The sequence below is a fragment of the Bacillus sp. FSL M8-0077 genome (genome assembly GCF_038050255.1).
GTDB classification, from domain to species: Bacteria; Bacillota; Bacilli; order Bacillales; family Bacillaceae; genus Bacillus; species Bacillus altitudinis.
Window position 1 is genome coordinate 874395 of record NZ_JBBPAF010000001.1, and the last position, 14609, is coordinate 889003.

Here is a 14609-nt window from a genome sequence, read left to right on the forward strand (position 1 = left end):
GTTGTCGTTTCATCACGAAAGAAAACAGGTAAGAATATGATCATAGGTCCATTGTTTGAATTCGTGGTGGAGTCAATGAGATGACATAGGAAACGTTATACATATTGAACATTCGTGACAGTACAGTTGATCTACAGTTCATGTCTAAAAAGTGAGTGATCATGTCTCAAGCCGTATGCGAAAATACGTGTACCGAGATCATATGATGAGTTGGTTCCGTTTGTTTTTAGGTGAGTTTGAAGCCAAGTTAGAAGAAAGTGAGGATATCTATCTTGAGTACATTGGAAGTGTTTCGTCAGTTTTTGGTTGACCATTATCCTGCGTTACAAGATGAGCTTTGGCTGAAAGATGTTGATACCCTTCGAATCTCTCCTATTCTTCATCCTTTTCTGAAAAGCAAGCTGCCAGAAGGGATTGAAAAATTCACTTGTGTCCTATTCACGCAGCAAACAGATCAAACCACTGCCCCGCTCAAAGTATACCTTTTATTAGATGAATATGAGCAATCGCTTTACGCCATTGATTTGATGAATGAACAAATCGTGCTTCATTAATACAGAACCAAAAAGCTGCTTGAGAAAGTCTCAGCAGCTTTTTTTATGATGAACATCAGTTTGTCATATCAACCAATCTGCGGTGCAAGTTGTCCAATTCTTTTTTTGTTGGAAAAGAGCTGATCAGCAGCGTAGATCGCCCGAACTGAAGAGGAAGCTCAGTATCGGTCACAATCATATCAATCCCAAGTTGATCCATCGTGACATCATTTAACGTATTTTCTGGACTTGTGAAAATGTGAATGAGAGGAGGCACACTTAATTTAATTAAATCAGCAATAAACAAACTATGATAATAGCCTAATGTTGAAGTAACAAAAATGTTCAGCGCGTTTCTCCGTTCCATCTCCAAATGAACAAGTCCTCTCCAGGAAGATGTAATCATACGAATCAATTCCCGTTCATTTTTCACAAAAGAAGCGAGGATATCGTCTGTTTTTAACTGTTGGATGATATGACTAATCCTCGAATAGAAGTAAGGAAACTGTTTTTTCACCTCTGATAAATAGCTCGATTTCTTTTTGAAAAGGAATCCATCTCTCACGGTAATTTCATTGGAATACACATAATATTGGAGAAGAACGAGTGTCATCACCTTACGATTCGCTATTTCTTGATGAAAAATCGACTCCAACTGGGTGATAAATGAATGAATGGCATCATAGAGGCGTGGTGTATGTGACTGAAAGAACGTCAATTTTTCTTCGACAGTTTCAATTGATTTAAAGTGCCCAATAGCTGGTTCGATCAATAGCAAAAAGACAAATTCATGATGATCCAGCGTCACATCAAATACGTCTTTGGTCATTCGACAGATGTGCTCTTCCCATCTTTTGATTTGATCATAGATTCCTTTAGCTGTAGAGGTTTGTTTTTCTTCATTCATTGAATACGTATATTTACGGCTGATTGTAAAACCTTTTCGCATTCGGTGAATGGAAACGCCGAACCACAGGCAGTATTTATCTATCGCCACATCTGGCACATTAACTTCAAGCACCTGAAATAGCTCCTGTAATAAATCAACTGCGTCTTGCTTTTGAATATCATCGAAAGGCCAAAGCCGGCTTCCATACACTTCAAACAAAAATTCAACAAAGAATTGACGAATCTCCTTCTCATTTCCATGGAACTGCATACTATCTGGGCGTAACTCAATGTCATAAGAGATAAGAATCGAATTGATTTTATTGATGGTGTTATACAATGTGGATCTGCTGATATTCAGCGTGTCCATCCATTCATAGAAAGACCTGTTTTGTTCGAAAAAAATGCCGTCAATCAATCGAATTTCAATCGTATCTTTTAAAATTTCTTTGATATAGTAGTCCACTCGTATCGTCTGTGTATAACAAATGGATATGCCTTGTCTTGGTTTTATGTGGATTAACGGCTCTCCATTCTCTGTTTTGAACGATTTCATTTGTTCTAAATCGCTTTGAATGGCACGAACAGAACCGATATGTTCATTCGATATCTCTTGAAGGCTCCACCACTTATTTTTAGATACAAGCAGTTTTAAAATATTTATCCATCTCTTTGATTTATTATCAATGAGCTCCATCAAACAACTAACTCCTTCCTTTGGCTTGCCTCTATATTATGAAGTTCACTTAAAGAACATTTGATTCTCAAAATAGGCATGAAATGATTGTAATGTTTAGGCTAAATCGTTTTGTCTTCACTTTTCATGATAAAAGAGAAAAAAATTAGACGAAAACAAATGTTATGCCCTGATTCTCCATATTTTTCTATTGAAAGGTGATAAATATGCCATGAATCCTATAAAAATGGATCATTTTAGATATTTTGTTTATTTTTTTGCTGCTCAAACGGTAAATGTAAGAATAAAAAGCACCGGTTTTTTGATTACCATATGAAAGGGAGTAGAAGGAATGCGATCTATATGATGCTGAACTATCTCACCATACATACCATATGAGTCATGCTTGTTTTATATGAACGTTCTATATGTGAATACATGCTTATATATGCATGTACTAATTATTTGTTGTTCATTCCAGTATCAATAGAAAAATTCACATTTATTCTTTTCATGTTCCCTCTCACTATTCCTCATTGCTATAGACCCCTATCCAGTTACTATATCTACTACTCATGATGACCTTTCAAACTCATGATTGATCAACTCATTTTATACATAGGGTCTTAAGGTGCAATTTTTAGAAAAAATTTAATCAGAAGCGGAGTGATTGATCAGACAGTATACAAATGATTTTTTAATCGTTGTTGAAAATTAATTGTAGAAAAGGGTGGATGTATTGAAAAGAATATTGTCGCTGGCACTGATGACCATGTTAGTCATACAGTCTAGTATATTAGGAGTCTTGCCTTTAGCAGGGGCACAAGCTAAAGACATTCAAGAGAATATTTATGGGAATATTGAGTTTGCTGATAGCGAAGGCAACAAGTTATCAAGCATAGAAGATCAGCAAGTAAGAAAGGCCATTGTGCATTGGTCTATCAAAGGAATTGATCTCAAAAAGCAATATCCGTATGTTCTCTCTCTTCCTTCAGCCGTTCAGGTAGAGAAGGAGCAGAAAGAACGATTGACTGTCGATGATATACCTATTGGTGAGTATACCGTTTCTAAACAAAACGAAGTGACAGTTACATTTTATGAAGATATTGAGCTTGATCCGAATTTAGAAGGATCTATAGATATTGACGTCACCATTATAGCTGAGCAAAAAGAGAAAACAAAGCAAAATGAGCGTGAAGAAAACCTTTCAAAAGACGATTCAACCTCCTCGCATAAAGACAATGCTGCTAACAATCAAGAAGCAGCGCAAACGACACAAAACGATGAAGATGAGTTACTAAAAAACAAAGTGAATGTGTCTAAGCGTGTAGGATTGCAAAGTGTCTCAAAACAAATGCAGATACAAGAAAATCTCCTTACTGATGCGCAATTGATATTTGAAGATCAAGAAGGAAATTCAGTAGAAAGGCCTGATATCAACTCATTGATTTCCATTAACTATAAGTGGGCCATCCCGAATGGTCATAACTATAATGGCGGGGATGAATTCCATTTCAAGGTTCCAGAGGAATTAGTGATTTACGAAAAAATCGATCGTCTCGAGATGAAATTTAATCAATCGACCATCGGTTATTTTTCTGTAGATGAGAGCGGAAATGCCACTATCGAGTTCACGGATTTTATTAAACAATATTCAAATATCCAAGGAACACTTCAAGTGTGGACGCAATTAGATAAAAAAACAGTGATCACTGAAGAAAAAGAAGTGGTCATTACCCCGATTGAAGGCAAAGATACGATATCAATCCCGATTCAATACATTCCAAATGGTCCAAATGTGTCTAAAAAGGGAGAACCAAATCGATCTTACAATGCTGAAACCATTCAATGGACAGTCGATTTTAATATGGACTTAGACGATGTGAAACAAGCGAAGTTATTAGATCCGATTCAAGAAGGTCAAGCGTTAAAAAAAGATTCAATCAAGCTTTATCGTGTGGATACAAAGCTAAATGGAGAAACATCGCTTGGACAGCTGCTTGACGAAAACCACTACACAATCGGCCAAACAGCAGATGGTCAAGATTTCACGATTGAATTTAAAGATGACGTGCATCTCGCTTACCGTTTAATGTATGAAACGGACATTACGAATCAAGATCAGTCTGCGTTTCGTAATAAAGCGTCCCTTGTCTCTGCTGATAAAGTGATTAGTTCAGCAGAAGGAACCGTGAATGTGACAAGAGGCAGCCCTTTAAATAAAAAAGCCGCCCACTACGATCCAGTCACACAAACGATAACTTGGGAAATTCGGTATAACTATAACGAAAAAAAGCTGGCTCAAAAGGACGCTTTAATAGAAGACTTCTTTAATGGCACACAGGCGCTAATATCTGACTCAATTCAAGTCAAAGAAGTCACAATTGACCAAAATGGCAACGAAGCAGGAACAAAAGCATTTGAAAATTACGTGGTTCAACCTCAAACAAAGGATGAACAAAACGGGTTTACCTTGCAATTCAATCAAGAAATTCAATCGGCTTACCTGATCACATATCAAACAAAAGCAACCGATCGAATTTTCGAAGCTGAAGAGATTATCAATACTGTGACAGCTGGCAAAGAGAGCAAACAAGCGAAGCAAAGAATTGATCAGCAAATCCTAACGAAAAATCATGGAACACCGAATTATAAGAACAAGACCATTCCATGGCGTATCACCTTCAACAAAGATCAACAAACAATGAACAATCTACTATTAAAAGATACGTTCACAAACGAAGGATTGACGCTGCAAAAAGATAGTTTAAAAGTGACGACAGGTAATACAGTGCTTGAAGAAGGCGCAGATTATCAAATCGTTGAACATGCAAATGGATTTGATATTCAATTTACGAAAGAAATCAAGACCGAACATACCATCACATATACAACATCTTTTGATTATGAAAAAAGAGCAGATAAAGATCAAAAGAACCTGCGTAACCATGTAAAACTTGAATGGGTAAATGAAGATGGCGAGGATTTGACGAAGGAAAATCAATCTGTCTTCACGCCTGACACATACACGCAGTCAAATGGGTTCAAGAACGGAACATATGATGCAAAGAAAAAAGAGATCACATGGAATATCGGTGTGAACTATAATTTGAAACATCTAGAAGAGGCGAAAATCGAGGATTTCATTCAAGGAAATCAGCGTTTGCTTAAAGATTCAATTATCGTCTACTCGCTTGATTTACAAGGCGGGGAAAATGGTGCGGAAGAAAAAGAGGTATTAGCGAAAGAACATTATGACATCAAATTCCTTGAAAATGAAAAGGGAGAATCAGGCTTCGAAGTCATTTTCAAACATGCCATTGATTCCCCATACAAAATCACGTATCAAACAAGTGTTGAAGGAATGGATTTAGTACAGAAAACCTACGAAAATAAAGCGACCCTTTATGATGGAAAGACGAAAGAATCAGACGTGAATGCTGTGGTGTCCATTCCAAATGGAGGGAAATACACGAGCAAATCAGGAAATCAACAAGGGAAAGTCATTGATTGGAAACTGAATATCAACTTTGGTCAATCAACAGTCCAAGACGCGACGATTATAGACCATCCGAGCAGTAACCAAGCCATAATAGAAAACTCATTTCATCTCTATTCGACAACAATAGATGAAAAGGGACAGGTGACCAAAAAGGATGAGCTGGAAAAAGGGAAGGATTATGAGCTGGACCTTGAATTCGATCCAGACTCTTTTCAAATCAAATTTAAAGAAGAAATCACGAGACCCTATATTTTAGAATACCAATCTCTCATTTTAGATAAGGTGGGGAGTACACTTCAAAACGAAGTAACGTTTAGAGGTGAAAATGTCAAAGAAATCAAAAAGGAATCCGAAGCCTCAATTGTGGTCAAACGTACCGCTGGTATGGGAGATGGCACAGGATCGATTGGCGCTTTAACCATTCATAAGGTAGATGCGAGTAGTGGAAAAGCGCTAAAAGGAGCAAGCTTTTCTCTGACAGATGCTGCGAGCGGTATCGTCATTGGAACAAAGACAACAGATGAAGAAGGAGCTCTTCGATTTGATCGTCTTCTGTATGGTGACTATATCGTGACAGAAGAGAAAGCACCTGATGGTTATTTGAAAACGAAGGAACCGATCAATGTCACGATTGATGAGCCTTACGAATCAGGAGATCAAACGAAAACAGGAAATAGCATGACGGTGCAAAACCAAGAAATCCGCCAGCATGTGAAGCTCACGAAAAAAGACAAAGAGACGGGTACGGCATTAGAAAATGCAGAATTTGAACTGAAAAATGAATCTGGAGATACCGTCCAAACCCATTTGAAAACGGATGAAAAAGGAGAAATCCTTTTCAAACATCTTGAGCCAGGTTCTTATTACTTTGTTGAGACAAACGCACCGAAAGGCTATCAATTAAATCAGCAAAAATGGCCATTCACCATTAAAGAAAATCAAACAGAAACAACGACTGTAACTGCAGTAAATGACATCATCAAAGGCTCTGCTGAATTGAGCAAAATAGGTGAAGGCGGAGAGAGACTAGAAGGTGCACAGTTCAAGCTCTTAGATCAAGACGGGCATGAGCTAAATGGTGCGCTTGTCACAGGAGAAAATGGCAAGATTACGATAAACGAACTAAGACCGGGTACGTATCAGCTCATCGAAACAAAAGCACCCGATGGTTATGTATTAGATGAAACACCCATCACATTTGAAGTACCACTCGATCCAAAAGAACCAGTCATCATTTCACAAAAGAACCTCTATGAAACAAGTGCATTAGAAGTGATGAAAGAAGGGGAAGATGGTAAGAAGCTTCAAGGTGTTCGTTTTGAAGTGATAGATCAAAATGATGAAGTTGTGCGCAAAGATTTGACAACAGATGAAGATGGAAAGCTGTTGGTCGATGACCTCAAACCGGGCAAATATCAGCTTGTAGAGACAGAGAGTATTGATGGTTATCAAAAGAAAAATAAACCTTATCCGTTTACCATCGAAATCGCACAAAAAAAACCGGCAGAGATCAAAGTGATCAATGATCTCAAAACTGGAGCTGCCCAGCTCACGAAACTCGGTGAAAAGAATGATGTGCTTGAAGGAGCAGAATTCAAGCTTGTAGATGCAAATGGGAAAGAGATAAAAACAGGTCTTATCACAGATGAGAACGGGAAGATCATCGTCAACGATCTGAAACCTGGAACCTATCAGTTTGTTGAAACGAAGGCACCATTCGGTCATGAGCTTGACGAAACACCTGTCACTTTTGCTCTTCCATTTAACCCTGAGAAGCTGGTCAGTGTGACAAAAGAAAATAGCCGCACCACTGGCGGAGTGCTGTTACACAAAAAAGGTGAAGATGGGAAATCATTAGAAGGGGTTGTCTTTGATCTATCTGATGCCAAAGGAAAGATTGTGGCAGGAGGAGAAGGGATTACAACCAATCAGGATGGAAAGATTACCTTCACAGGTTTAAAACCTGGGGAATATCAATTTGTTGAAAGAAAGAGTCTTGAAGGCTATGAATTGAGTGCGAAACCACTTGTCTTTGAAGTTGAATTAGGTCAAAAAGAATTGATTCAAGTGGAGGCAATCAATCAGCTCAAGAAAGGTTCTGTAGAACTCACAAAAATAGGGGAAGAAAAAGAAAGATTGAAAGGCGCAGAATTTACACTTTTCAATGATGATGGTAAAGAATTGATGTCAGGTTTAACAACCAACGAAAAAGGCATCATCACTGTCAACGATTTGAAACCAGGCGCTTACCAATTGGTTGAAACGAAGGCTCCTTTTGGACATCAACTTGATGCAGAACCAGTAGACTTTCAGATTGATTTCAACCCAAATCAACTGGTGAAAGTGACAAAAGAAAATAGTCGGACGACAAGTGCTGTGAAGCTTGAGAAAAAAGGGGAGGATGGTCAGTTGCTCGCTGGCGTGACCTTTGACCTGATTGATGCGCACGATCAGCGTGTGAAGAAAGACTTGAAGACAGACAAAAACGGTCAACTAACAGTCGATCAACTGAAACCAGGCACCTATCGATTTGTCGAAACAGCAAGCATTGCCGGCTATGAATTGGATCAGACACCTGTCTCATTTACGATTCGTTTAGGTCAAGACAAACCAGCAAAAGTAGAAATGATCAACAAACTGACGCCGGGAGCAGTGGAACTGACCAAAGTGGATGCTGAAGGACACACGCTGGAAAACGCAGAGTTTGCTCTTCAGAGTAAAGACGGGAAAACGTTGAAGAAATCACTTGTAACCGACCAAAAAGGAAAGCTCCACATTAACGATCTAAAACCGGGAGAATATCAATTCGTTGAAACGAAAGCGCCTCACGGCTATGAATTAGATGATCAACCGATCCGGTTTACGATTGAGAAAAATCAGCAGAAGACGCTTCAATTAACAGCGAAGAATCACTTGATCTTAGGAAGTCTGCGAATCATAAAGGTAGACCAGCAGACAGATAGAACCTTAAAAGGTGCAGCCTTTGACATTCGTACAAAAGCTGGGAAAACGATAAAATCTGTGACAACAGGAAAAGACGGAGAAGCCATTGTCAAAGGGCTTAAACCTGGTGAATATACACTCACAGAGACGAAAGCTCCAAATGGTTATGTAGCTTTAAAGAAGCCGCTCGCTTTTACAATTCAAATGGGCGAAGTGGAGATCCAGACAATGATTGTGAAAAATGAACCAATGAAGAATGAAGTGGGGCACACGAATCCTCCAGCCTCAGATAAAGGGGATCAACATCCGCCTCATGACTCAAACGGTGAATTGCCAAAGACTGGGGAAGAATGGCTTCGTTATTTGATGTATGCAGGGATTTTACTAGTAGTGTCTGGAACTGTTCTTCTTGTAGTCAGAAGAAGAACCATTCAGTAAAAGGAAGGAACGAGTGTATTGATGAAAAAAAGAACCTTATTAGGCAGCTTTTTGGTGGTCGCGGGACTAATGCTCATCTCCGTTCCTTTTCTATATGAGTGGCGAACGTCTCAAGAGACAGCAGCCATGGAACAGGCATTGAAAATGATTGAAGAAAATGACAGTGATGCCCTTTCTTCTATTCCACATTTAACTGTGTCAGAAGAAGACCTGCGAGATACGATGGAGCTTGAGATCCCGTCAATTGATTTAAACGAAAAAGTGCTTCCTGTTACAACAAAAGAAAATTTAGGTATTGCACTGACTCAAATCAAATCTCATCAAATGCCAGGTGAAGGAAATTTCACGATTGCAGGCCATAGAGGGTATAGAGGCGACCGGCTTTTCCGGCAGCTGCCAGAGGTGCCTAAAGGAGAAAAAGTCGTCTTACATCATCAAGCAGAAACATACGAATACAAAATTGTCAGCTCTGCTACGATTGAACCGACAGATGTGGATGTACTAAAGGATCGCGGGAAAAATGAACTGACATTGATCACTTGTACTCTTGATGGCCAGAAACGCTTTGTCTTAAAAGGAATACGAATCAATGCTTCAAAGGGTGAGCAACCGTCGGATGTATAACACCAACATAATAGATGATGGGTTCGATGGAAAAGCAGCGTTCACGACCGACATGTTACACCAATTGTTATCAGAGCATTATCCCACTTTAAAAAACGAACGTTGGGATGTGGATATAGATACAATTCGGACTTCGCCTATTCTTCATCCTTTATTAAGAAGAAAGCTTCCGGTAGGTATTGAAAAATTCACATGTGTTTTGTTCACGCAGCAGACAGGGTCCTTTGGAGAGCCTTTGATTGTGTACTTTTTATTGGATGAGAAAGGCGAATCGATTTACGCAATGGATCTCTTGCTTGAGCAGCATGATCCACATTAAACGAGAAATAAAAAAGGAAGGGCTTTGATTAACGGGTTCGGTTTTAAGGTGGGAAAATTGTATTAGTCATATAATGAGGACTCTAATTCGTATATGAATTGGAGTTCTTTTATTTGTTTATATGAAAGAGTACGAGCTATCGTCAAGACCTGTGCAGAATATATGGAGTATAGTGAAAGCGAAGTCGTTGATATGTTGTTGCTCCATATTTTAGATGAAAAAGATTTTATAAAATGGATTGAAAACAGACGTAATAACTAGCGGATTGTGGTTAAACGGACAAAGAAGATCATCTAGTTTTTATCCCTTCCCCTATTTCTTCGGCAAAAATATCGGAAAGAATCATGTTTTGACTCCAAACTTCTGATAAAATTCATTTAGATATCCATCATTCGTAGGTGTGGAGGTAAAAGAATGTTAAAAGAAGACCCTGAATATATTTTTCGTCATGATGCACGACCAGAAGTTGTTCATGATGTAGCCGATGTAGATGAAAATTCCACAGAGTTGTTAATCACAGGAAAAACAAAAAATATTGAAAGGTTGAACTCTTTTTCTAACCTGACGAAATTGTGGATTTACAAAGTGGGCCAAAAGGAATTCAATACGATCTTGAGCTTAGTTAATCCCAAAATGCTCTATATGCGTGAACTGAGAGTAGAAGATTTATCAATCATCAGTTCTCTTCAAGATGTTGAGGTATTGGCACTTGAATGGAATACAAAGGCACAAAGTTTATGGGATCTATCAAAAAACACTTTTTTAAAATCTTTATCCTTAACAGATTTTTCAAAGTTGAATGACATAGCCCCTTTGCAAAAAAACACTGGTTTAGAATGGTTACAATTGTCAGGTGGGATTTGGAATACATTAAATTTAAATACTCTTCAACCTTTAAGATACCTTAAGAATTTAAAATATCTGTGCTTATCAAATATAAAAGTGAAGGACGAGTCTTTAGAGCCGATATCGGCATTAGAGGGACTCAAGGAACTTGACATTTCAAACCAATTCCCGACAGAAGAATATGCTAGATTATCCGTGACCCTTCCAAATACGAAGTGTGATCGTTTTGCACCATACATCTTTTTATCAAGTCCTATTGTAGATAAAGATGTGATGGTTATTGGAAAGCGAAAACCGAAATTAAATTCAAAAGTCGATGGGAAAAAGTTGCAAAAATATAAAGAACAATTTAAAGCGTACCAAGAAAAGTATATAAATTAACTTAAAAAGCAATGGGGAATCAATTCCATTGCTTTTTCTATTACGCAAACAACTTCAGCCCAACGACGCCAATCACAATCAGCAGCAAGCTGAGGATACGAATCATGTTTTTCGGCTCTTTAAATAGAATCATATGAAACAAGACAGAGCCCGCCGTTCCAAGTCCAATCCAAACCGTATAGGCAACAGAGACTTGAACGGAAGAGAACGAGGCGTACAAAAACAAAAAGGATAAGGCAAATCCGCCGACAAATAACATGCCTGTCGTGAGTTGCTTTTTCTTACTGAACATATTGAGGCCAATGGTTCCGCCAATTTCGCAGGCAGAGGCTAACAGTACAAAAAACCAGCCCATTTATACCGCTTCTCCTTTCTGCTCATGTGCATCTCCATCAGACACTTTCAGTCCAATAATTCCGAGAATTAAAATGCCCATAAATAAAAGCTTTTCTAATGAAAACGAACCGCCGAACAGCGCATAATCCATCAAAGACGTACCAATCGTTCCAACTCCGGCAAACACGGCGTACACGGTCCCTGTCGGCAGCTTCTCGCAGGCTTTCATTAAAAAATAAAAATCAACCGGGATCAGGCAGATAATGATCGCCCACTCCCACACAGCATCAGCTCTATTTAAACCAAACACCCAAAGTAATTCGAATAAACAAGTGAGTGCAACATACATCCAGCTTTTTTTCATCGTATTTCCTCCTAAACCTTAAAACTGACGATTCGTCATTTTGAAGCCAAAAAAGAGCGTACAGCAAGTGCTGTACTAAGTTAAGGTGTTTCTATGCCGAGTGCGTAAAGAAGGAATTGCTTGACCTCTCGCTTTTGAATCAGAACCTCTTCTGTATCTGTTTCTGTAAATAAGTACATTTGCTCAGCTGATGATTCAAGTAAACCGATAATGAATTTCGCAGCATATTGACAGTTCAAGTTCGCACGTACTCTTTTGTCCTGTTTTGCCTTTTCTAAAAAAGAAGCGACCCATTTGTAAATCGGTTCATAAATATCTTCCCATTCCTTTAGATGCTCGGTGGCAGCTAAACCTGAATACGTTAGGGCAAGAACATCACGGTATTGTCTTGTAAAAGAGAAAATAAATTCAACTAGCGCATCTGCTTGATCAAGTACATCCGCATGCTGAGTGAGTTCCTTTTCAATGGCAGGGACCATCTGTGCGATCAGATGTTCAGCGATGGCAGGCATGACAGACAGCTTTGAAGGAAAATATAAATAAAAAGTCCCTTGCGCAACACCTGCTGTTTTCACAATATCCGATATGGTCGTCTTTTCAATTCCCTTTTCTTTAAAGGCATTAATCGCAGCAAGCATAATTTTTTCTCGTTTTGACAAAGGATCACCGACCTTAAAATGACTGAATGTCAGTCAGTATACCGAGAAAATGACGATTTGTCAATATCGCATGGATTGTGAGAATAAGTGATGAATAGATACAGGAAAGCTTGAATAACCTGTAATATGGTCAAGCATGATGTGAGAAAGGGGCAGCTATTTGTATGACATCCAGTGCTATGTTTTCAATGGCTTATTTTCTTCTGCTCGTCCCGTTCTATCTAAATATGAGATATAGACTGGCAAAAAAACAGCAACGTTTTATCTATTTACGAACAGAAATGGTCCTTGCTTTTCTATTTGTATATACGAATGTTCTCTTTTATTTAACGGTCTTTCCGAATCGCTTTTCGGCACCAAAAGATCAAGTGAGCGTCAATCTGATTCCCTTCCACTCCATTCAACAAAACCTACACGCCTTTCAACACGGCTATCCCAACCTTGTCTTTTTAAATTTGGCAGGAAACATTCTCTTATTTGTGCCGCTTGGTTTTTTTCTATATCAAGCCTTTCGGACATGTCGCTTTCAAAAGGCAGTGCTGGCTGGATTGATCTTGTCAGCGATCATCGAAGTCCTTCAATGGATATTCTCACAATCTGGTATGATTACAAGAAGCAGCGATATAGATGATATGATCTTAAATACACTTGGAACGGCACTAGGCTGTATCGTCTATGTAACGTACCGGCGCAGAAAGGAGAATAAGAGATGAAGCGAATATGTATCATCCCGTGCGGCGCCAAGAAAATATGGGACGTGAATCCAGAGGCAGGAAGCCAGCCAGCGGATCTCGTCTACTTGAGTCCGCTGCATCAGCGAACGAAAATCTATGCTCAAACATTCTTTTCAGACTGGATGATTTTATCCGCAAAGCACGGATTCCTAAAGGCGGGGGACATGATTCATGAAAATTATGATGTGGCATTTGGCAAACCGCACAAGGAACAGGTGACACGAGATGAACTGAGTCATCAATTTGATGAAAAAAATCTCGCCGCATTTGATGAGTTAGTCATACTAGGCGGAAAGAAATATCGGAAAGTAATTGATCCTTTATTACAGCCGCACCAAAAGGCGAATTATCCGCTCGCTCCCTACCAAGGCATTGGCTATATGCTTCAGGCATTAAAGAGAGCGGCTGAGACAAAAATAGAACTTCCGCCGCATATTTCATACACTCATATCTCCTCGTAAGCAGGGTTTTCAGCACAAAAAAGAGAATCATTGAATAAGCGATGTGAATGGTTTCATATCTTTTCAGTAGCCACTAGCGTCTGCATCGCTCTTGAAGAGGTGGCTCAATGAAAAAGGAGGCGTATGAACATGACAACCATCTATTTAGCTGGTGATTCAACCGTTTCATCTTATCCAGATCGTCCTGTTCAAGGAGGATGGGGAGAGTTTTTACACCGTTATACAGCGCATGATGTCAAAGTCGAGAATCGGGCGATCGGTGGAAGAAGTTCAAAGACATTCATTGAAGAAGGACGCCTTGATCAGATATTGTCCGTCATTCAGCCGGGAGACTGGCTTTTCACACAAATGGGACACAATGATGCTTCTAAGGAGAAGCCAGAGCGTCATACAGAGCCTTTTACAACGTATAAAAGTTACTTGTCACAATATATTCATGGAGCAAGGGCAAAAGGGGCAACACCGCTTTTGTTAACCCCTGTCGGACGTTTTCATGAGAAAGACGGAGAATATATCAACGATTTTCCTGATTACTGTGCTGCGATGAAAGAACTAGCCGATGAAGAAGAAGTTCTTCTCGTTGATTTAAATACAGTTAGTCTCCAGTTTTATCAAATTTCCGGCATAGAGAAAACGACGTCTTTCTTCATGCTGTCGACAGGCATTGAGGATCGCACACATTTTACGAAAGAAGGGGCAGATGCGATTGCAAGGCTTGTCTCTCTTGAACTAAAGGACCTCGGTTTAACGATTGTGTAACGTTGACAAAGGGCTAAAATGAACTTGATTTTAGCCCTTTGTCTTCGTTTCAGCGTGATAGAAAATCTTTGCAGCCCTAGGAAGGACGAGTACTGGAGCGGAGCGAATTTGACATTCGTGAGCACCGGAACGCAGAACTGACAAAG

The 14609-nt window shown here is 39.2% G+C and carries 12 protein-coding genes; 8 read left to right on the forward strand and 4 right to left on the reverse strand.

Annotation, left to right across the window (positions count from 1 at the left end; translation table 11 throughout):
- Positions 1-272: 272 nt before the first annotated feature.
- Positions 273-554 (forward strand): hypothetical protein, encoded by a 282-nt coding sequence (locus tag NST57_RS04315; RefSeq protein ID WP_056703350.1) that lies wholly within the window; start codon positions 273-275, stop codon positions 552-554.
- Positions 555-609: 55 nt separating this feature from the next.
- Here NST57_RS04315 and NST57_RS04320 read toward each other — a convergent pair whose 3' ends face one another.
- Positions 610-2118 carry a helix-turn-helix domain-containing protein gene (locus tag NST57_RS04320; RefSeq protein ID WP_341298129.1) on the reverse strand — a complete coding sequence of 503 codons (1509 nt, stop codon included), beginning with the start codon at positions 2116-2118 and terminating at the stop codon, positions 610-612.
- Between the two features lie 709 nt (positions 2119-2827).
- Here NST57_RS04320 and NST57_RS04325 point away from each other — a divergent pair.
- From NST57_RS04325 to NST57_RS04340, 4 genes are all read left to right on the forward strand, one after another.
- Positions 2828-8980, forward strand: coding sequence for a SpaA isopeptide-forming pilin-related protein (locus NST57_RS04325; protein ID WP_341298130.1), 6153 nt, complete (start codon positions 2828-2830; stop codon positions 8978-8980).
- A gap of 21 nt (positions 8981-9001) precedes the next feature.
- On the forward strand, positions 9002-9604 hold the full coding sequence (locus NST57_RS04330) for a sortase (protein WP_142154460.1): 603 nt from the start codon (positions 9002-9004) through the stop codon (positions 9602-9604).
- On the forward strand, positions 9597-9923 hold the full coding sequence (locus NST57_RS04335) for a hypothetical protein (protein WP_341298131.1): 327 nt from the start codon (positions 9597-9599) through the stop codon (positions 9921-9923). Before NST57_RS04330 ends, NST57_RS04335 begins: the two co-directional genes overlap by 8 nt.
- Before the next feature lie 414 nt (positions 9924-10337).
- Complete coding sequence (locus tag NST57_RS04340) at positions 10338-11150, forward strand: leucine-rich repeat domain-containing protein (protein ID WP_341298132.1); 813 nt, start codon at positions 10338-10340, stop codon at positions 11148-11150.
- A gap of 40 nt (positions 11151-11190) precedes the next feature.
- Here the strand turns inward: NST57_RS04340 and NST57_RS04345 are convergent, their stop codons facing one another.
- The 3 genes from NST57_RS04345 to NST57_RS04355 form a co-directional block, all read right to left on the reverse strand.
- Positions 11191-11505, reverse strand: a complete 315-nt coding sequence (locus NST57_RS04345; protein WP_142154466.1) for an SMR family transporter — start codon at positions 11503-11505, stop codon at positions 11191-11193.
- On the reverse strand, positions 11506-11850 hold the full coding sequence (locus NST57_RS04350; protein ID WP_003217798.1) for a DMT family transporter: 345 nt from the start codon (positions 11848-11850) through the stop codon (positions 11506-11508).
- 80 nt (positions 11851-11930) lie between these two features.
- A complete protein-coding gene (locus NST57_RS04355; RefSeq protein WP_142154468.1) occupies positions 11931-12509 on the reverse strand; it encodes a TetR family transcriptional regulator in 579 nt (192 codons plus the stop codon).
- 164 nt (positions 12510-12673) lie between these two features.
- On the opposite strand from NST57_RS04355, the gene NST57_RS04360 reads away from it, so the two are divergent.
- The 3 genes from NST57_RS04360 to NST57_RS04370 all read left to right on the forward strand — a co-directional run bounded on the left by NST57_RS04360 (position 12674) and on the right by NST57_RS04370 (position 14463).
- Positions 12674-13222, forward strand: coding sequence for a VanZ family protein (locus tag NST57_RS04360; protein ID WP_142154470.1), 549 nt, complete (start codon positions 12674-12676; stop codon positions 13220-13222).
- Positions 13219-13704, forward strand: a complete 486-nt coding sequence (locus tag NST57_RS04365; RefSeq protein ID WP_142154472.1) for a DUF6884 domain-containing protein — start codon at positions 13219-13221, stop codon at positions 13702-13704. Before NST57_RS04360 ends, NST57_RS04365 begins: the two co-directional genes overlap by 4 nt.
- A 129-nt stretch (positions 13705-13833) precedes the next feature.
- Positions 13834-14463: a rhamnogalacturonan acetylesterase gene (locus NST57_RS04370; RefSeq protein ID WP_008341695.1), complete on the forward strand. Its 630-nt coding sequence runs from the start codon at positions 13834-13836 to the stop codon at positions 14461-14463.
- Positions 14464-14609 lie beyond the last annotated feature (146 nt).

Excerpts from the sequence above, each read along its gene's own strand:
- NST57_RS04320 (WP_341298129.1), bottom strand. The coding sequence starts at position 2,118 with ATGGAGCTCATTGATAATAAATCAAAGAGATGGATAAATATTTTAAAA.
- NST57_RS04330 (WP_142154460.1), top strand. The coding sequence starts at position 9,002 with ATGAAAAAAAGAACCTTATTAGGCAGCTTTTTGGTGGTCGCGGGACTA.
- NST57_RS04335 (WP_341298131.1), top strand. The coding sequence starts at position 9,597 with ATGTATAACACCAACATAATAGATGATGGGTTCGATGGAAAAGCAGCG.
- NST57_RS04340 (WP_341298132.1), top strand. The coding sequence starts at position 10,338 with ATGTTAAAAGAAGACCCTGAATATATTTTTCGTCATGATGCACGACCA.
- NST57_RS04345 (WP_142154466.1), bottom strand. The coding sequence starts at position 11,505 with ATGGGCTGGTTTTTTGTACTGTTAGCCTCTGCCTGCGAAATTGGCGGA.
- NST57_RS04350 (WP_003217798.1), bottom strand. The coding sequence starts at position 11,850 with ATGAAAAAAAGCTGGATGTATGTTGCACTCACTTGTTTATTCGAATTA.
- NST57_RS04360 (WP_142154470.1), top strand. The coding sequence starts at position 12,674 with ATGACATCCAGTGCTATGTTTTCAATGGCTTATTTTCTTCTGCTCGTC.
- NST57_RS04365 (WP_142154472.1), top strand. The coding sequence starts at position 13,219 with ATGAAGCGAATATGTATCATCCCGTGCGGCGCCAAGAAAATATGGGAC.
- NST57_RS04370 (WP_008341695.1), top strand. The coding sequence starts at position 13,834 with ATGACAACCATCTATTTAGCTGGTGATTCAACCGTTTCATCTTATCCA.